The organism is Streptomyces sp. NPDC030991, assembly GCF_055571235.1.
The window spans coordinates 49,781-67,453 of record NZ_JBVIFR010000006.1 but is presented as its reverse complement, the minus strand read 5'-3'; the positions used below and the strand labels follow the sequence as shown (position 1 = coordinate 67,453).

At 70.9% G+C, this 17,673-nt stretch carries 14 protein-coding genes; 5 read left to right on the top strand and 9 right to left on the bottom strand.

Annotation, left to right across the window (positions count from 1 at the left end):
* Window position 1 precedes the first annotated feature (1 nt).
* Window positions 2–853, bottom strand: coding sequence for a helix-turn-helix domain-containing protein (locus tag ACZ45E_RS13520; RefSeq protein ID WP_468220197.1), 852 nt, complete (start codon window positions 851–853; stop codon window positions 2–4).
* A 126-nt stretch (window positions 854–979) separates the two neighbouring features.
* On the opposite strand from ACZ45E_RS13520, the gene ACZ45E_RS13515 reads away from it, so the two are divergent.
* Complete coding sequence (locus ACZ45E_RS13515; protein ID WP_468220196.1) at window positions 980–1,357, top strand: ATP-binding protein; 378 nt, start codon at window positions 980–982, stop codon at window positions 1,355–1,357.
* 54 nt (window positions 1,358–1,411) lie between these two features.
* On the opposite strand, the gene ACZ45E_RS13510 is transcribed toward ACZ45E_RS13515, so the two are convergent.
* The gene (locus tag ACZ45E_RS13510; protein WP_468220193.1) at window positions 1,412–2,443 is read right to left on the bottom strand and encodes a GlxA family transcriptional regulator; all 1,032 of its coding nucleotides are present in this window, start codon (window positions 2,441–2,443) and stop codon (window positions 1,412–1,414) included.
* A gap of 129 nt (window positions 2,444–2,572) precedes the next feature.
* Here ACZ45E_RS13510 and ACZ45E_RS13505 point away from each other — a divergent pair, with 129 nt between their 5' ends.
* On the top strand, window positions 2,573–3,511 hold the full coding sequence (locus ACZ45E_RS13505; protein ID WP_468220191.1) for an alpha/beta hydrolase: 939 nt from the start codon (window positions 2,573–2,575) through the stop codon (window positions 3,509–3,511).
* 81 nt (window positions 3,512–3,592) lie between these two features.
* Here ACZ45E_RS13505 and ACZ45E_RS13500 read toward each other — a convergent pair whose 3' ends face one another.
* Entirely contained in the window at window positions 3,593–4,408 is an 816-nt protein-coding gene (locus ACZ45E_RS13500) for an SCO6745 family protein (protein WP_468220189.1), read from the bottom strand.
* Between the two features lie 179 nt (window positions 4,409–4,587).
* On the opposite strand from ACZ45E_RS13500, the gene ACZ45E_RS13495 reads away from it, so the two are divergent.
* Together ACZ45E_RS13495 and ACZ45E_RS13490 are read left to right on the top strand one after the other, a co-directional pair.
* On the top strand, window positions 4,588–5,280 hold the full coding sequence (locus ACZ45E_RS13495) for a GntR family transcriptional regulator (RefSeq protein WP_468220186.1): 693 nt from the start codon (window positions 4,588–4,590) through the stop codon (window positions 5,278–5,280).
* A 240-nt stretch (window positions 5,281–5,520) separates the two neighbouring features.
* Window positions 5,521–8,370, top strand: coding sequence for a family 43 glycosylhydrolase (locus ACZ45E_RS13490; RefSeq protein ID WP_468220184.1), 2,850 nt, complete (start codon window positions 5,521–5,523; stop codon window positions 8,368–8,370).
* A 39-nt stretch (window positions 8,371–8,409) separates the two neighbouring features.
* On the opposite strand, the gene ACZ45E_RS13485 is transcribed toward ACZ45E_RS13490, so the two are convergent.
* Both ACZ45E_RS13485 and ACZ45E_RS13480 read right to left on the bottom strand, forming a co-directional pair.
* Complete coding sequence (locus tag ACZ45E_RS13485; protein ID WP_468220182.1) at window positions 8,410–8,751, bottom strand: DUF1330 domain-containing protein; 342 nt, start codon at window positions 8,749–8,751, stop codon at window positions 8,410–8,412.
* Between the two features lie 89 nt (window positions 8,752–8,840).
* The gene (locus ACZ45E_RS13480) at window positions 8,841–9,884 is read right to left on the bottom strand and encodes an NAD(P)-dependent alcohol dehydrogenase (protein ID WP_468220180.1); all 1,044 of its coding nucleotides are present in this window, start codon (window positions 9,882–9,884) and stop codon (window positions 8,841–8,843) included.
* A gap of 118 nt (window positions 9,885–10,002) precedes the next feature.
* Between ACZ45E_RS13480 and ACZ45E_RS13475 the strand changes: the two genes are divergently transcribed.
* The gene (locus ACZ45E_RS13475) at window positions 10,003–10,935 is read left to right on the top strand and encodes a helix-turn-helix domain-containing protein (RefSeq protein ID WP_468220178.1); all 933 of its coding nucleotides are present in this window, start codon (window positions 10,003–10,005) and stop codon (window positions 10,933–10,935) included.
* Between the two features lie 35 nt (window positions 10,936–10,970).
* On the opposite strand, the gene ACZ45E_RS13470 is transcribed toward ACZ45E_RS13475, so the two are convergent.
* The 4 genes from ACZ45E_RS13470 to ACZ45E_RS13455 form a co-directional block, all read right to left on the bottom strand.
* Window positions 10,971–11,741 carry a globin domain-containing protein gene (locus tag ACZ45E_RS13470; RefSeq protein WP_468220176.1) on the bottom strand — a complete coding sequence of 257 codons (771 nt, stop codon included), beginning with the start codon at window positions 11,739–11,741 and terminating at the stop codon, window positions 10,971–10,973.
* A 93-nt stretch (window positions 11,742–11,834) separates the two neighbouring features.
* Window positions 11,835–15,215: a S8 family peptidase gene (locus ACZ45E_RS13465; RefSeq protein WP_468220174.1), complete on the bottom strand. Its 3,381-nt coding sequence runs from the start codon at window positions 15,213–15,215 to the stop codon at window positions 11,835–11,837.
* 103 nt (window positions 15,216–15,318) lie between these two features.
* Window positions 15,319–16,005: an ABC transporter ATP-binding protein gene (locus tag ACZ45E_RS13460; RefSeq protein WP_468220172.1), complete on the bottom strand. Its 687-nt coding sequence runs from the start codon at window positions 16,003–16,005 to the stop codon at window positions 15,319–15,321.
* A 53-nt stretch (window positions 16,006–16,058) separates the two neighbouring features.
* Entirely contained in the window at window positions 16,059–17,528 is a 1,470-nt protein-coding gene (locus tag ACZ45E_RS13455) for an ABC transporter permease (RefSeq protein ID WP_468220169.1), read from the bottom strand.
* Between the last annotated feature and the right edge of the window lie 145 nt (window positions 17,529–17,673).

Genomic DNA, 17,673 nt, shown 5'->3' with positions numbered 1-17,673 from the left:
ATCAAGTTGGAAACTTGCCATTTCGGTAGTCCTCTGCCGCAGATTCGATGAGTTTCAGGGACGCCTCCGGCGGCAGCGCAGCTGCCCTGAGCCGTCCGTACGCCTTTGCATACTGCTGCACGAGCCCCGGGTCGTCGATCAGCTGACCGCTGTACATCCCCTCGGTGTACATGACGGGTGGCGCATCAGCGAAGGTCATGAACCTAGCCGTACCCATCAAAAAGGGGTGCGCTCCTGGGTTCCGCAACAGGATCTGCGGACACGACCGGCGTCTACGCGCAACCTCCGCGATGTGTGCCAACTGTTCCGCCATGCCATCGGGCTCGATCATCGGCTGTCGAAGGATCGACTCGTCCAGCACCAGCCAGGTCTCGGGAGCATCCTGTCCCTCGAAAAGCCAGGCGCGTTCGCGCCGGTCGGCGACTTTCGCAGCCAGCTCCGCCTCGGGGGCTGTCGGGTAGGCGGCCAGGACAACGGCCCGAATGTACGGCTCCAGTTGAAGCGGCCCCGGAATCAGTAGGGGACCCCACTCCTCGATCTCCAGGGCGCGCTGCTCCAACTCCAGCACGTCAGCGAAGTACTCGGCATGCGTTCCCCGGCGCGCCTTCCGCACATCCTCGCAACCCCGCGCGAAGAACCCATCCGTACCCAGCACTTGGTCCACATGCTGCGCCAGCTCCAGCGGCATCCTGCGCTCCCCGCGCTCAATGTCGCTCAGCAGCGACTTCCCGTAGAAGCTGCCCTCGACCAGTTCCTCCAGGGAAAGCCCGGCGGCCTCCCTCTTCCAGCGCAACTCCTTGCCGTAGAAGGTCGGGACGCTCATCGAGCCGTCGATGTCCTTGCGTCGTGCCATCGCTCACCGCCATGTGGGGGGCTTCCGCAGTTCGGGCTGCGTACTTGAAACCCTGTTCACGGTACGGAGCCCAGCACCACAGTGTGAGCGAACCGTCACGGAACGCTCAAGAAGGTGACCCCGCTCGTGCCCGAACCCCGCACAGCCCTCGCTCTCGACCTGCTGGCCACCCCGAGATCCGTACCGGAAGTACGCCAGCACCTCCGCGCCCATCCGTACGAAGTCAGGCTCTGCGCGAGCGAGTTGCTGACCAACGTCGTCGACCATCTCGGCGACGGCACACCGGTCACCGTAAAAGTGCACGCCACCGCCGACGGCAACACCCGCGTCGAGGTCACCGACCCCGACCCGCGCGCCCTGCCCGTACTCCTGCACGCCTCGCTGACGGACGAGTGCGGGCGCGGCCTCACGCTCGTCGGGGCGCTCGCGCTGCGGTGGGGCGTGGAACAGGGGGCCGGCGGCAAGACCGTCTGGTGCGAACTGGCCACCGAAGAGGCGCCGTGAACGCCATGACGGGCCTCCTTCGGACGTCAGTCATGCCCCTCTGGTCCGCCCCTACTACCGCGCCGCCGAGAAGGAACTCCTGTCCTCCGAGAAGGGCGGCGCGAAGGCAGCACCGGCCGAGCGGAACGCCCTCCGGTAGGCGGACGGGGTGACGTCCAGAGCGGCGCGCATATGCTGCCGCAGATTGGTGCCGCTGCCCAGGCCGGCCCTGGCGGCGATGTCGTCGACAGGCAGTTCGGTCGACTCCAGCAGATGGCGTACGTGTGCCAGGCGGGCCGAGGCGAGCCATTCGGCCGGGGAGAGTCCCGTCTCCTGCCGGAAGCGCCTGGTGAAGGTCCGTACGCTCATGTGGCAGTGGGCCGCGAGGTCTTTGAGGGACAGCCGCCGGTCCAGGTGCTCCGTCATCAGCGTCCGCGCCCCTGCCGTCGAGGTGCCCGCGTCGTCCCGGACCGGGTGTTCGATGTACTGGGCCTGCCCTCCGTCCCTCATGGGCGCGACGACGTTGTACCGCGCCACCCGGTTCGCCACGGAGCTGCCGTGGTCCTCCCGGACCAGGTGCAGGCACAGGTCGATCGCGGCCGCGCCGCCCGCTGACGTCAGGATTCCGCGATCGGCGATGTAGAGCGGGTCGGTGTCGAGGTCGACCGCGGGAAAGAGCCGCCTGAACTGCTGCGCGTAACGCCAGTGGGTCGCGGCCCGGCGGCCTTCCAGCAGACCGGCGGCCGCGAGTACGAACGAGCCGGTGCACAGGGACACCAGCCGGGCGCGGAGCCGGGCCGCACGGCGCAGTGCTTCGGCGACGGAGGCGTCCACCGCGCCGGCGTCCAGTACCTCCGGGCAGCGGGTGCCGGCGACGATCACCGTGTCGGCATGCTCCAGCAGGGACAGGTCGCCCTGCGGCATGACGCCGTACCCGTTCACCGTCGGTACCGGGGAGCCGTCCGGGGTGAGGGTGCGCACCTCGTAGGCCGCGGTGCCCGCGCGGGTTTCGACCGCGGCCAGCATCTGGGCCGGGATGCTCAGATCGAAGGCCACCACCGGCGCGAGGGCCAGGACGGCCACATGGTGCGGTGCCGCGACAGTCATGGCCCAATAGTTGCACATAGTGACTCTCGGGCCACTTCTGTGCCGCTCTTGATCGACAGAGACTGAGATCAGTTCCGCACGACAGACCGGGCAGCACCCGGTCGAACACCCGAAAGGTGCCCGTCAGCCATGACTTCCCCCGCGGTCGATCCCGAGATCCAGACCCTGCTCGACACCGCCGACACCGGCGTCTTCCCCGTCCACGGCCTGGACGCCGTCCTCGCCGACCCCGAGCGCTACGCACTGCTGCGCGCACGCCCCGACACCCCCGTCGACGACCAGGTCACGGTGCGAGACCTGTACATCCCCGGCCCCGCCGGGGATCTGCGACTGCGCGTCTACCGCCCCGACACCACCGAAGACCTGCCGATGATCCTCTACATACACGGCGGCGCCTTCACCTACGGATCTCCCGAGGCCGAAGAGGGACGCTCCCTGCGCTACGCCCGCGACGCCCACGCCGTCGTCGTCTCCGTCGACTACCGCCTCGCCCCCGAGCACCCCTATCCGGCCGCGGCCGACGACGCCTACGCCGCGCTGACCTGGATCGCCGACAACGCGGCCGAACTCGGCGGAGACCGCACACGCATCGCGGTGGCCGGTGGCAGCGCCGGCGGGAACATCGCCGCCTCCACCGTGCTCCGCGCCCGCGACCAGGCGGGCCCCCACCTGCTCTTCCAGTCCCTGACCTACCCCAGCCTGGACGGCAGTCTCACCAGCGCCTCGGCACGGGAGTTCACCGATACGCCGGTCTTCGCCCGCGGCGCGCTGGAACTGGCCGTGCGGTACTACGCGGAGGACAGCCACACCGACCCGTACGCCTTCCCGCTCCGCGCCACCGATCTCAGCGGCCTGCCGCCCACCTACATCGCTGTGGCCGAGATCGACCCGCTGCGCGACGAGGGCCGCGACTACGCCGCACGCCTGTCCGCCGCCGGCGTCACCACCGAACTCGTCCAGGTCCCCGGCGCCGTCCACGGCTTCGACCTCCTCTTCCCCCAGGCCCGCATCAGCGAGCACAACCTCACCGACCAGGTACGCACCCTGCGCGCGGCCCTCCACCCCTGAGAGCGTCCCCGCCGGTTCGAGCAGGAGGCGGACGAGCAGCGTCACGTCCCCGCCGGTTCGGCAGGAGGCGTACGAGCAGCGTCACGTCCCCGCCGCGGCGAACGCGTCGGCGATCGGTGCGATGAGCGAGGCGAAGCGGCGGGCACCCGCGTCACCTATCGGCGCCCACAGCGCGGCGCAGTGCTGGTCCGTCTCCGCCTCCATCCGCTCGCGCGCCGCGCCACCCGCCTCGGTGAGCGTGGTGTCGGGGTTCAGCCAGCCGCGCGCGACCAGGCGCGCCGTCGCCGCGGCCCACTCCTCGTCGTCCCACTGGCGGGTCGCCCGCACGACCGCCGTCGGGAGCTGGCCCGTCGCCGTGTGCAGGACGAGGCAGTCGCAGGGCCCGAGGCCGTTGTCGGCGAGCACGACGAGGTGCGCGTCGCCCCGCCACTCGCGCACCACCGCGATCTGCTGCCACAGCGCGACGAGCGGGTCGGACGGCAGCGCGACCGACGCGTTCGCGGCGGCCAGCACCTTGCCCGCGTAGTCGGCGCGGGCGACGACCGGGTCGATCAGTGAGCGCGCCTCGGCGAGCCGGTCGGCCGCGAGGTGCACGCCGACGCGTCGCATCGCCCGCTCCGCGACCTCGAAGCGGGCGGCCTGCCAGCGCTCGGGCGGCGCCGCGTCCCACACGCCGGTCATGGCCCGGACCGCCCGGGGGCTGAAGTTGTAGAAGGCCGCGAGCGTGACCTGCCACGAGACCGCGCCCATCGCGGCCGAACGGAACGCCAGGTACACCGGCCCGCGGTCGGTCACGCCGAACCCGGCCGCTTCCTGGGCGGCTTCGGGGGCGAAGTAGATGGGCAGGTGCGCCGCGCTGACGGCACGGCTGACTTCGCGGACGGCAGTCAGATCCATCGGGCCGCCCGCGGGGCGAAGGGAGGCAGAAAGGTCAAGGTCGTCGAGGTGCTGCATCGCGGTGCGTTTCCTTTCACGGTCACGGCCGAGCGGTGGGGACATGGACTGCCCCCATCCGCCGACTGAATCGACAGTAGCAGCAATAATCGATTATCTAACGGATCGTCTACGCTGAGGTCATGACCGATACGTCTCCCCGCCCGGCCTCCTCCGGAAAGCGGATGCTCTCCGAGCAGGCCTACGCACACCTGCGGGACGCGATCATGCGCGGGGAGTTCGCCCCGGGTGACGCCCTCAAGCCGCAGGACCTCGCCAGGGCGCAGGGCGTGAGCCTGGCCGTCATGCGGGAGGCGCTCGTGCGGCTGGTCGGCGAGGGGTTCGCCGACCGGCTGCCCAACCGCGGATTCGCGGTCCCGTCCTTCTCCGACCACCGCTGGCAGGAGATCGCGGAGGCCCGCCGGACCATCGAGCCGGCCGTCCTGCGCATGTCCGTCGAGCGCGGCGACGTCGACTGGGAGGCCCGCGTACGGGCCGCCCACCACCGCCTGGTCCGCACCCCGGCGTACGCGCCGGACGAGGGCGAGCACTACACCGAGGCCTGGTCCGAGGCCCACCGGATCTTCCACCGCACGCTCCTCGAAGGGTGCGGAAACCTCGCCCTGCTGGAGACCTTCGACCGGCTGTGGACCGCGAGCGAGCTGACCCGCCGCTGGTCGGCGCAGCGCGATCCCGGCCGGGACGGCGCGGAGGAGCACCGCATGCTGGAGGAGGCGGCGCTGGCCCGCGACGCCGACACCGCGGCCGCGGTCCTGGCGCGGCACCTCACGATGACCGCCGCCGCCCTGACCGACGACTCGGCCCAGGCCGGCTGAGCCCGCGCCAGCACTCCCATTCGCCCGTTCGCCCCTGCGCTGGATTGCCCGGCTTTGAGGCTCATTGCGGTTCATTGACGTTCGATATACCGGTCACCCTTCGGGTTTTCGGACCGATCTGCGTCCAGGATCTTGACCGGGCCGCCCCGGACTTCTTCACTGGCCACCGCTGACCCCTCCGACCCGTCGCTCGCCCTCGCCTCCCCCACGGACTCCCCCGCACCCCGAGGACCGGTACGCATGCCCCGTAACGGAACAGCCCGTCCCTCCGCCGTCGCCCTGTCGCGGCGGCACCTTCTCGTCGCCGGAGCGCTCACCGTGGCCGCCGCCGCGCTTCCCTCCCCGGCACGCGCGGACACCCGCGCCGCGAGCGCCTACGCCGGATACCTCTTCGTCTACTTCACCGGCGAGGGCACCGCCGACGGCGAGCAGATCCATCTCGCGCTCAGCCGGGGCAACGACCCTTTGCACTGGCGGGAGTTGAACGGCGGGCAGCCCGTGCTCACCTCCTCGCTCGGCGACAAGGGCGTACGCGACCCCTTCGTGATCCGGGCGCCCGAGGGGGACAGGTTCTTCCTCATCGCCACCGATCTGAAGATCAACGGCGGTGCGGGCTGGGACGAGGTCCAGCGGCACGGCAGCCGGTCCGTCATCGTGTGGGACTCCGCCGACCTGGTGGACTGGGGTGAGCCGAGGTCGGTGCGGGTGTCACCGGAGCGGGCGGGCAACACCTGGGCGCCCGAAGCCTTCTGGAGTGCGGAGCTCGGGGCGTACGTCGTCTTCTGGGCCTCGAAGCTGTACGCCGAGGACGACCCGGAGCACGCCGGGGACACGTACAACCGGATGCTCTACGCCACGACCACGGACTTCGTGACCTTCAGCGAGGCGAAGGTGTGGAACGACCCCGGGTACTCCGTCATCGACTCCACCGTCATCGCGCACGACGGGACGTACTACCGGTTCACGAAGGACGAGCGCTCGGCGTCCCAGTCGGTCTGCGGGAAGTTCATTCTTCAGGAGAAGGCGGCCGATCTGCTCGACACGGAGTGGGAGACGGTCGCCGAGTGCATCGGCAGCGGGGCCATGACGCAGGGCGAGGGGCCGCTCGTCTTCAAGTCCAACAGTGAAGAGAAGTGGTACCTGTTCGTCGACGACTACACCGGGGGCGGTCACCTCCCCTTCGAGACCGACGACCTGGCCGGTGGCGCCTGGGCCGAGTCCGCCGACTACCGGCTGCCGTCGGCGCCACGGCACGGCACCGTCCTCCCCGTCACCCGTGCCGAGTACGACCGGATCGAGGCGAAGTGGGGCGTCGCGCCCGTGCTCGCCGACGAGGACGGGCTCGTCGCCCACTGGCCGCTCGGGGCGAACGCCGAGGACGTGTCCGGGCACGGCTACCACGGCACCGCGGCCGGTGACGCGCGCTGGGCGGAGGGCGCCCTCGTGCTCGGCGGGGCGGGCGGGCACGTCGCGCTCCCCGACAACATGCTGGCCGGGGTCGACGCGGTGACCGTGGCCGCCGACATCTGGGTGGACGAGGACCAGCGGACGCCGTACTTCCTGTACGGGTTCGGGAACACCGGCGCGGACGGCAAGGGCGACGGGTATCTCTTCGCGACCGGCGGGAGCGCCGACGACGGACTCCGTGCCGCCCTCTCCGACGGCAACTGGAGCAGGGAGCAGAGCGCCGACGCCAACAGGGGTTTCCCGCGCGGGCGTTGGGCGCACCTCACGTACACCGTCGACGGCACGACGGCGCTCCTCTACCTCGACGGCGAGATCGTCGCGCGCAATACGGCCGTCACCCTGCTGCCCTCGGACATCGGTGGCGGCCGCACCACGGCGAACCGCCTGGGCGGGTCGCAGTACACCTCGGACCGCACACTGAAGGGCCGGCTGCGGGACGTCCGGCTGTACAACCGGGCACTGTCCGCCGACGAGATCGCCGCGCTGCCGTCCAACGCGACCCGTATCCGGGGTGCAGAGGTCCCGGAGCTCAAGGTTCCCGCCGTCGTCGAAGGGGTCGGCGGGACCGTCGTCCTGCCGGTCGAGCCCGGCACCGATCTCCGGCGCCTGCGCCCGGTGTTCACGCTCGCGCCCGGCGCGCGGATCAGCCCGGCGAGCGGCAGGCGCACGGACCTGCGCGAACCGGTCACGTACACGGTCACCTCCGCGGACGGCACGAAGAGGCGATGGAAGGTGTCGGCCGTCGAGCTGCGCACGCCCGTGCTGCCCGGTTTCCACGCCGACCCCAACATCGTTGCTTTCGGCGGCACTTACTACCTCTACGGGACCACGGACGGGTTCGACGGATGGAGCGGCACCCGGTTCGGCGTCTGGTCGTCCAGGAACCTCGTCGACTGGACGGACCGGGGCGTCATTTTCGACCTCGGCAAGGATGTCGGCTGGGCGGAGTCCCGCGCCTGGGCGCCCACCATCGCCGAGCGCGACGGCCGGTACTTCTTCTACTACTGCGCCGAGGCGAAGATCGGCGTCGCGACGGCCACCTCTCCCACCGGCCCGTTCACCGACAGCGGCACGCCTCTGATCGCGGCCAACCCGGACGGGCGGGGGCAGGCCATCGACCCCGCCGTCTTCACGGACGACGACGGGCAGGCGTACCTGTACTGGGGCAACAGCTCGGCGTGGGTGGTCCCGCTCAACGACGACATGGTGTCCTACGCACCGTCAGCGGTCCGCGAAATCAGGGGACTTGTCGATTTCCGTGAAGGTCTGTTCATGGTCCGGCGCAAGGGCACGTACCACCTGACCTACTCGATCGACGACACCCGCAGCGAGAACTACCGGGTCGGCTACGCCACCTCCACCAGCCCGTACGGCCCGTTCACCTACCGCGGCGTGGTGCTGGCGAAGGACCCGTCCCAGGGCATCCTCGGCACCGGCCACAACTCGCTGCTCCAGGTGCCCGGCACCGACGACTGGTACATCTGCTACCACCGCTTCGCCCTCCCCGACGGCGACGGCACGCACCGGGAGACCACCCTCGACCGGGTGACGTTCGGGCCGGACGGGCTGATGCGGCCGGTCACCCCGACCCTGACGGGCGTACGACCGCGGCGCATCCCCTGACAGCTCCCCACGGGCACGGGTCCTTACGGGGACGGGTCCTTACGACGCGTCGCGCATCGCCGCCGCCGTGCGCGCCGCGTCGTAGCCGGCCGGGACGCCCTCCAGGAAGATCATCTCGCCGGGGATGTGGGCCGTGCGCAGGGGCAGGATCTCCTGGTAGGCGGGGGACGCGTACCAGTCGTGGGCGTGGGTCAGGTCGGGGAACTCGACCATGACCAGGTCACCGAGGCGCTCGCCCTCCACGTACTCGCTCGTCCTGCCGTGCGAGAGGAAGCGGCCGCCGTACGGGGCGAACGTGCCCTGCACGCGCTCGATGTACGTGAGGACGTCCGGGTGGACCGGGGCCGTGGGGCGCAGTACGGCGATGGCGTAGGCGGTCATGGAGAAGCCCTCCTCGGGTCCGGTGGAGTGGATACGTACGTGATCCTGCCGGAGCCCGGGGAGGGCGTCGATGACCTCGGAGGTAAGGCTCAGATGGTGGCCGCGTCGATCACGAAGCGGTAGCGCACGTCCGAGTTGAGGACGCGCTCGTACGCCTCGTTCACCTGGCTGGCCTCGATCAGCTCGATCTCCGCGCCCAGGCCGTGCTCGGCGCAGAAGTCGAGCATCTCCTGGGTCTCGGCGATGCCGCCGATCATCGAACCGGCGAGGGTCTTGTTGCCGCCGATGAGGGAGAAGAGGTTGAGGGAGATCGGCTCCTCGGGGGCGCCGACGTTCACCAGGGCGCCGCCCGTCTTGAGCAGGCTCAGGTACGCGCCGAAGTCCACCTGCGCCGACACCGTGGAGAGGATGACGTCGAAGGTGCCCGCGAGCTCCTCGAAGGTCTTCTCGTCACTGGTCGCGTAGTAGTGGTCGGCGCCCAGCTTCAGGCCGTCGTCCTTCTTGCGCAGCGACTGCGACAGGACGGTGACCTCCGCGCCGAGCGCGTGCGCGATCTTGACGCCCATGTGGCCGAGGCCGCCGAGACCGACCACGGCGACCTTCTTGCCGGGTCCCGCGCCCCAGTGCTTGAGCGGGGAGTACGTGGTGATGCCGGCGCAGAGCAGCGGGGCCGCCACGTCGAGGGGGAGGGCGTCGGGGATGCGGACGGTGAACGCCTCGTCGACGACGACCTTCTGCGAGTAGCCGCCGTAGGTGGGCTCGCCGTCCTTGCCGATGGCGTTGTACGTGCCTACGTTCCCGCGGACACAGTGCTGCTCCTGGCCGCTCAGGCAGGGCTCGCACTCGCGGCAGGAGTCGACCATGCAGCCGACGCCGACGCGGTCGCCGACCTTGAACTTCGTGACACCGGAGCCGACCTCGGAGACGACACCGGCGATCTCGTGACCGGGGACCATCGGGAAGATGGCCTCGCCCCAGCCCTCGCGGGCCTGGTGGATGTCGGAGTGGCAGATACCGGCGAACTTGATGTCGATGAGTACGTCGTGCTCGCCGACCGTGCGGCGCTCGATGGTGGTGCGCTCCAGCGGAGCCTTGGAGCTGGGCGCGGCGTATGCGGCAACAGTCGTGGTCATGCTCTCCAGCGTGCCTGCTCCGAGCCTGTTCGCCCAGGTCACCGCTTTGCGTACGACCAGTGGTCCTACTACTGACGGGGTCAGGCTCCCGGGCGTACGACCGGGAATACTTGACAGCATGGACGACAACCCGGACCACTCGGACCACCCCGCGGGCCGCGCCCCGGCCGACGGACTCGACCAGCGGGCCGAGCTGAGCGAGTTCCTGCGCACCCGGCGGGCCCGGCTCCAGCCGGAGGACGTGGGGATCGCCTCCATGGGGCGGCACCGGCGGGTGCCGGGGCTGCGCCGGGAGGAGCTGGCACAGCTGGCCGGGGTCTCGGTGGCGTACTACACACGTCTGGAGCAGGGCAACGGGCGCAACGTGTCGGCGGAGGTGCTCGACGCGATCGGGCGCGCCCTGCGGCTGAGCGACGCCGAGCAGGCGCATCTGACCCGGCTGGCCAAGCCGCGGCAGCAGCGCAGGAGGAACCGGGTGCCGCGGCGGCAGACGGTGCGGTCGGGGCTGCGCCAGCTGCTCGACTCGATGGAGGGTGTGCCCGCGTACGTGGCCGGGGCGCGGTCGGAGATCCTGGCGTGGAACCGGATGGCGGCGGCGCTCTTCGGCGACTGGGGCAAGCTCGCCCCGGCCGAGCGCAACTGGGCGCGGCTGACGTTCCTCGACCCCGGCTACCGGGACCTGTTCCGCGACTGGGACTCCAAGGCGTCGGACATGGTCAGCTATCTGCGGTTGTACGCGGGCCAGCACCCGGACGACCCGGACCTGTCGGCGCTGGTGGGTGAACTGTCGGTGAAGTCCGACGAGTTCAGGCGGCTGTGGGCCACGCACGACGTCAAGGAGAAGGGGCACGGCGTGAAGCGGATGCGGCATCCGCTGGTCGGCGAGCTGACCCTGTCCTACGAGACGCTGCACCTCCCGGACGACGACGAGCAGTACCTGTGCGTGTACCACGCGGAGCCGAATTCGCCGGCCGCGCAGGCGCTGCGCCTGCTGGCGAGCTGGGGCACGGATTCGGTCCCCTCGCAGGACGAGGCCCCGCTGCCGGAGTGAGCGCGGCCGGGCGGGTCCGTCTCAAAGACAGGCTCTCAGCCCTGGTAGGGCGGCGCCGCGCCCCACGTCCACCGCGGTACCGGCTGCTCGGGCGGGCGGCTCGCGTCCGGCGCCGAGTACTGCACGGCGAGCCGCGTGCCCCACTCGATGTACGCGCTGAACGCGGAGCGGAACGCGGCGTCCGTGGGCAGGCCCGCCTTGTCCGCCGCGTCCTGGACGAGGTCGACCCAGCGGCGCCGCTGCGGCTCCGTGATGCCCTTGCCGACGTGCTTGGCGACCATGTGGCTGTGCCCGCCCTGCTGCTCCGTGTAGGCGGCGGGGCCGCCGAGGACCTCGCCCAGCCAGAGCGCGACGTGTTCGGCGTGCTCGGCGGGCAGGTCCGCGAAGAGCGGGCCGAGCAGGTCGTCCTTGAGGACCTCGGCGTAGAAGAGTTCGGTGAGCCGGTGCAGCGCCTCGGCGCCGCCCGCCCAGGCGTAGAGGGTGGGCTCGGCGGAGCCCGCGCCCCGCACCGAGGTCGGCTTGTAGTGGCGCATCTCGTCGATGTCCCCGACGTACGGGCGGATCTCGGCGAGGAAGTCGGGGAACAGCTCCGATGTGCGGAACCCCTCGACGTGGTCCTCGGTGGAGGTCCAGACGATGCGCAGGACGAAGTGCTCGAAGTCCTCGTCGCAGCGCGCGAGTTCGTAGGACACGCAGTGCGGGGAGGCGGCGAGCTGCCGGGCCGCGCGCGTGTACGCCGCCAGGAACTGCGCCGAGCGGTCCCCGGGGATGCGGTAGCGGATGTACTCGACCGTCTGAGTCGTCATGGCAGCCAGCGAAACACGGGCGGCCCGCCCCGGCCATGAGCCGGAACGGGCCGTCCGCGATATCAGCGCTGGGCGTAACGCCCGGGCTTCTGGCTAGGGCTGCCTGGGTACTGTCTGGTAGCCCTTGCCGTAGTACGCGTCGTAGACCGAGATCGCCGAGGTGTTGCCCTTCTTGTCGACGATGTCGGCGCGGAACGAGATCGACTTGCCCGCGGCGGGGTTCTTGACGGTGATCGTCCCCCGCTTCACGTCGGTCTTCTTCCAGGTCTGTCCGCCGTCGTAGGAGACGTACACGGCGAGGGACTTGAGGTTGCTGCCCGCCGCCGCGCCCTGGACCGTCACAGGGAAGGTCTGGGGACGGTCCGCGGCGCCCTTGCTGTCGAGGCCGACGGAGGCGCCGAAGCGGACGCCGGACGCCGGGAGCTGGACGAAGGCGCCGGCGTTCTTGGAGCGGAACGTCCAGGTCGCGTCGATCCGGCTGGAGGCGGCCGCCACCTTGGCGTCGCGCCGTACCGAGGTCGTCAGCTTGTACGCGGCGTCGCCCGCCGGGACCTTGTAGCTCCGGTCGCCGAAGAGCGGGTCGGCGCCCGAGGCGATCTTGGTGCCGTCGCGGTAGAGCGTCGTGACGACCGAGGTGAAGTCCGACGAGCCCGCGTGCGTCTGGCCGTCGGCGAACAGCGGGAGGTACCCGTAGAGGTCGTTCCCCTCGCGGAACAGTCCGAATTCACCGCCGACGTGCGGCCCGAACACGGCCGTGTTGAACGTCTTCTCGTAGCTCGCGCCCGCCTTGAAGGTCTGCGGGTTGCCGAGCGTGTAGGAGGCGTCGGCGACCGGGAAGCCGTCGGCGTCCTTGCCCGCGTACTGCGTGAAGTCCAGGCCCCATTGGACGCTGTCGCCGGTCGACAGGTGCAGGGTGCGGGTGCCGGGCAGCTTCTGCTCGACGGGCTGGCCGAACACGGCGTCCTCGGGGAACATGCCGCTGACGCCGAGCGCGCCCGTCTTGCCGTCGGCGGGGGCGCCCAGCCTGTTGGTGACCGTGGCCAGTTCGGACGCCTTGAAGTGCTTGACCTTGGCGCCCTCGACCTGCTTGACCGAGGCGGTGGTGGCCACGTCGTACTCGGCACCCTCGCCCTTGGTCCACTGCCCGAACCAGCTCTGGCTCAGGCCGCTGGGCACGGTGCCGCCCAGCGAGGCCACGCGGAGGTTCGCGAACGAGTCGAGCATGACGGAGAAGCCGGTCATGGCCGGGTCGTAGGAGTAGCCGATCATCGCGCTCAGCGGCTTCGCCCCGGCGTCCGGCACCGTGATGTCGGCCGTCCTCGTCCTGCGGGCGTCCAGCGTCAGCGACAGGTTCTTGGTGACGTCGAGCTTCGGCTGCACGATCCAGTCGACGCCGCCCTTGAACTCCTCCAGGTCCTTGGCGAGCAGACCGTCCAGCAGATAGGTGCCCTTGGGCACGCGCAACGTCGCCGTGCCCGACTCGGTCTGCGGCGCGGAGAACATCTGGTCCGTGCCCGAGCCCGCGTAGCCGAGCAGATCGGTCAGGTACGTCGACTGGGGCTTCCCGTCCCGGCCGATGTGCTTGAGCGTCACGTCGTAGGACTCGATCTCGCGCTGCACCGCGGCCGCCGTGCGCACGGACTGGCCGCCGCCGCTCGCCACGATGTACGCGGAGTACGCGCCGTCGACGGTGCCGCCGAGCTTGGTGTTCGCCGTCATGGAGACGTCGGCGGTGCCGCCCGCGGGGACGGTCACCTTCGAGGCGGACAGCGTGAAGAAGCCGGCCGGGGCGGCCTGCCCCTTGGGGTTGGTGGCAGACACGGCGAGCGAGAGGGTGACGTCCGACGTGCCGGTGTTGCGGTACGTCACCTTCTTGGTGAGCGCCTTGTCGTCGGTGTGCGGCCACTGCGCGACACCGAAGCCCACCGAGACGTTCTCGGCGAACACGGTCTGCTTGATGGCCCGGTCGACCTGGATGCGGCCGCTGCCCTGCTCGAACGGCGTGTACGCGCCGCCCTTCGCCGAGCCGACGAGCGCGCCCTTCAGCTGCTGGTAGCCCCAGTCCGGGTGCTCCTGCTTGAGGATCGCGGCGGCGCCCGCGACGTGCGGCGTCGCCATCGACGTACCGGAGATGGTGAGATACCCGGCGGGCTTCTCGCCGACCTCCTTGTCGATGACGCTGCCGGGGGCCGCGGCGGCCGTGATGTCGACGCCCGGCGCGGTCACGTCCGGCTTGATCGCGCCGTCGCCGACGCGCGGGCCGGTCGACGAGAAGTCCGCCAGCTTGTCCTTGTCGTCGACGGCACCGACGGTGAGCGCCGCGTCCGCGCTGCCGGGCGAGCCGATGGACTGCGGCCCGGCGTTGCCCGCGGCGATGGCGAAGAGGACGCCCTTCTCCGCCGACAACTTGTTCACCTCGGCTTCCAGCGGGTCGATCTCGGAGGTGTCGCCGCCGCCGAGGCTGAGGTTGACGACGTCGGCGCCCTGCGCGGCGGCCCACTCCATCCCGGCGAGGATGCCGGAGTCCTCCCCGAACCCGTCGTCGTCGAGCACCTTGCCGTTGAGGATCTTGGCGCCCGGCGCGACACCCTTGTACGCGCCGCCGGACTTGGCTCCCGTGCCGGCCGCGATGGAGGCGACGTGCGTGCCGTGGCCGTAGTGGTCGGTGGCGTCGGCGGCCGTCGAGAAGTTCTTCTCCTCGACGACCTGGCCCTGGAGGTCGGGGTGGGTGGCGGCGACACCCGTGTCCAGGACGGCGATCTTCACGCCCTTGCCGTCGTACCCGGCGGCCCACGCGGCGGGCGCGCCGATCTGCGGCACCGACTTGTCGAGGCTCGCCCGGCGCACGCCGTCGAGCCAGATGCGGCTGACGCCGGCGGCGGTGTCGCCCTTGCCGTCGGTCACCGCGTCCCACAGCTTGCCCGCGTCGTCCTTGGGCGTGCTGACGGCGTCCGCGTTGAGCGTCTTGAGGCGGTGCCGGACGGTGGTGTCCCCGGCGTCGCGCACCTCGGCCCTGGCCGCCGCGGCGGCCCCCCGGTAGCCGACGATGACCTGGAGGCCACCGCGGCGCGCCTTGGTGTACGCGGCCTTCGACAGCTCGGTGACGTCGAAGAGCCGCTGATCGAGGCGGCCGTCGGCGATGAGCTGCCGCGCGTCGGCCGGCACGACGTACGTGTGCCCGGCGAACGTGCGGGTCTGCACGGGTATGCGGTCCCGGCCCCCGGCCCGCTCGAACCCGACGGGCTTGCCCTTCGCGTCGAGCGCGACACGGTCGCCGGTGATGAGCGTGACGTGCGTCCGCGGCTTGAGACTCTGCCGGCTCTGCCGGTCCTGCGCGGCGGCGGAGGCGGGCGCGGCCGCCGAGGGGACGGTCAGCCCGGCGGCCAGTGCGACGACGGCGGTCGCGGAGACGACGGCCGCGGCGTGCCGCGCGCGACGCCGACGGCTCTGGCGGGTTTGTTCCTGTCTGTGCAACTTTCCCCCTGGTGAAGGTGGTTCACCGGTCAGGGGTCCGCGGTCGGCCCCCTGCGTAGAGAGGTCGCAGGGGGGCCACAGGTTGCGTCGGGGTGCGGTTCCGTCAGCGGGCGGGGCTGTTCTCGGTCACGGTGATACGGCCCTTGCGGATCGTCACGAGGCGGGGCGCCTTCCGTGCGATCGCCGAGTCGTGGGTGACCATGATGAACGTCAGCCCGTGCTCCTTCCACCGCTCTTCCAGTACGTCCATGATCTCGTCCCGCATGGACTCGTCGAGGTTGCCGGTCGGCTCGTCGGCGAGCAGTACCTTCGGGTTCTTCACCAGGGCCCGCGCGATGGCGACCCGCTGCTGCTGGCCGCCGGACATCTCCGACGGCAGATGCCCGAGCCGCTCCCCGAGGCCGACCGACTTCAGCGCCTCCGCGGCCCGCTCACGCCGCTCGGCGCCCTTGAGGCCGAGCGGCACGAGCGCCGTCTCCACGTTCTCCTGCGCCGTCAGCGTCGGGATGAGGTTGAAGGACTGGAACACGAACCCGATGGATTCGGCGCGGACGTTGGTGAGCCGGGCCTCGGGCAGCCTGGCCAGATCGGTGCCGTCCAGCTCGACGCTGCCCGCGGTGGGCCGGTCGAGGCCGCCGAGCATCTGGAGCAGCGTCGACTTGCCGCCGCCCGTGGGGCCCTGGATGACGAGCCGGTCGCCGTCGCCGATGGTCAGGTCGATGCCGGCGAGCGCGTGGACGGTGTCCTTGGCGCGCCGGTACTGCTTGGTGACGCCTCTGAGCTGATACATGGTGCAACTCCTGCGGTACGGAAGGGGGTTGGGTGCCCGTGGCAGGGCTGCTGCTACTCGACGCGGCGCAGCGCGTCGGCCGGCCGGAGCCGGGAGGCGCGCCAGCCGCCGAACGCGCCGGCGACCAGTCCGCCGGCGACGGCGAGGCCGACGGCGAGGGCGATGGTGGTCGCGGAGACGGGGGCGCTGAGCGCGATGTCGAGGGTCTTGCCGCCGGTGGCCTGGCGCATCATGCCGCCGCCGAACCCGCCACCGCCCCCGGGGCCGCCGCCCGTGCCGCCGCCGCTCGTGCCGCCGCCGAGCTGCGCGGAGAGCGTCGGGCTGATGGCGGTGACGGCGTAGGCGCCCGCGAGGCCGACGGCGATGCCGAGGACACCGCCGATGAGCCCGTTGACGACGGCCTCACCGATGACCTGGCGCGTCACCCGGCCCGACTTCCAGCCGAGCGCCTTGAGCGTGCCGAACTCCCGCACCCGGCGCGACACGGCCGACGATGTGAGCAGTCCTGCCACCAGGAACGCGGCCACGAGCACGGCGATCGACAGCCACTTGCCGACGTTCGAGGCGAGATCGGAGGCGGTGGACAGGGAGCCGGAGACCGTGTCGGCGAGGTCCGCCGACGTGGTGACCGTGGTGCCCGAGAGGTTCTTCTGGATCGTCGACTTGACCGCGTCGATCTGCTGCGAGTCGGTCGCCTTGACGTAGACCGTCGTCACCTTGTCCTTGGCGCCGGCGAGCGTCTGGGCCTGCTTCAGCGGCAGGTACAGGTTGGCTGCGGCGTCCCCGCTGTCGGGCGTCGCGACCCCGATGACCTTGTACTTCGTGCCCTTGACCGTGACGGTGTCGTCGACGGCGAGCTTCTTCTCCTTGGCGTAGGAGGCGTCGGCGACGACGACCTCGGCGTCGGTCTCCGACGTCTTGAACGTCCGCCCCTTGGTGATCTTCGAGGAGGTCAGCGGGCCGAGGTCCTGCTTGGTGACGTCGGTGCCGAACACCGAGTAGGAGTTGACGTCGAAGTTCGCGCCACCGCCCTCGACCCGGCCCTGCGGCTGACCGCTGCCGCCGCCGGGCCCGCCCTGGCCCTGCTGCTGGTCCTGTTTGAACTGGCCGCGGGTGAACTGCCCGCTGACCTTCATCACTTGCAGGCTGAGCCCGCCCACGGTGTCGGCGACGCCCTGCTGCCGCGCGACCTTCGTGACCGTCGTCGAGGCGAGGGTCTGGAACCCCTGCACCATCACGCGGTCGGTGCTCTGCTCCTTGTCGGAGTCGCTGTCCTTGGCGTCGAAGTCGAAGCGCGGGCGGCCGGTCTCCCCCTCCTTCGGCGCGGCGGCGGCCTTGGTGACGGTCATGTCCGTACCCAGCCCGTACAGGGACTGCAGGACCTTGTCCTGGGCCTGACTCATGCCGGAGGAGACGGAGTTGACCACGATGACGAGCGCGATACCGAGTGCGAGTCCGGAGGCGACGACAAGTGCCGCCTTTCTGCGCCGGCGCAGCTCGCGCCTGAGATAGGTGAAGAACATCGAAGCCTCGCCGGTGACGGCCCCGACCCGGGGCGCTGACAGGAACCAGCGAAACGTATGAGGGCGCTGTAAGGGTTGCGTGAGGTGAGGATGAGAACCGGATGAGACCCCGTTTCGGCCCGCGGGAACGGCGCGACCCCCGGCG

Excerpts from the sequence above, each read along its gene's own strand:
- ACZ45E_RS13520 (WP_468220197.1), bottom strand. The coding sequence starts at position 853 with ATGGCACGACGCAAGGACATCGACGGCTCGATGAGCGTCCCGACCTTC.
- ACZ45E_RS13510 (WP_468220193.1), bottom strand. The coding sequence starts at position 2,443 with ATGACTGTCGCGGCACCGCACCATGTGGCCGTCCTGGCCCTCGCGCCG.
- ACZ45E_RS13505 (WP_468220191.1), top strand. The coding sequence starts at position 2,573 with ATGACTTCCCCCGCGGTCGATCCCGAGATCCAGACCCTGCTCGACACC.
- ACZ45E_RS13500 (WP_468220189.1), bottom strand. The coding sequence starts at position 4,408 with ATGGATCTGACTGCCGTCCGCGAAGTCAGCCGTGCCGTCAGCGCGGCG.
- ACZ45E_RS13495 (WP_468220186.1), top strand. The coding sequence starts at position 4,588 with ATGACCGATACGTCTCCCCGCCCGGCCTCCTCCGGAAAGCGGATGCTC.
- ACZ45E_RS13490 (WP_468220184.1), top strand. The coding sequence starts at position 5,521 with ATGCCCCGTAACGGAACAGCCCGTCCCTCCGCCGTCGCCCTGTCGCGG.
- ACZ45E_RS13485 (WP_468220182.1), bottom strand. The coding sequence starts at position 8,751 with ATGACCGCCTACGCCATCGCCGTACTGCGCCCCACGGCCCCGGTCCAC.
- ACZ45E_RS13480 (WP_468220180.1), bottom strand. The coding sequence starts at position 9,884 with ATGACCACGACTGTTGCCGCATACGCCGCGCCCAGCTCCAAGGCTCCG.
- ACZ45E_RS13475 (WP_468220178.1), top strand. The coding sequence starts at position 10,003 with ATGGACGACAACCCGGACCACTCGGACCACCCCGCGGGCCGCGCCCCG.
- ACZ45E_RS13470 (WP_468220176.1), bottom strand. The coding sequence starts at position 11,741 with ATGACGACTCAGACGGTCGAGTACATCCGCTACCGCATCCCCGGGGAC.
- ACZ45E_RS13460 (WP_468220172.1), bottom strand. The coding sequence starts at position 16,005 with ATGTATCAGCTCAGAGGCGTCACCAAGCAGTACCGGCGCGCCAAGGAC.
- ACZ45E_RS13455 (WP_468220169.1), bottom strand. The coding sequence starts at position 17,528 with ATGTTCTTCACCTATCTCAGGCGCGAGCTGCGCCGGCGCAGAAAGGCG.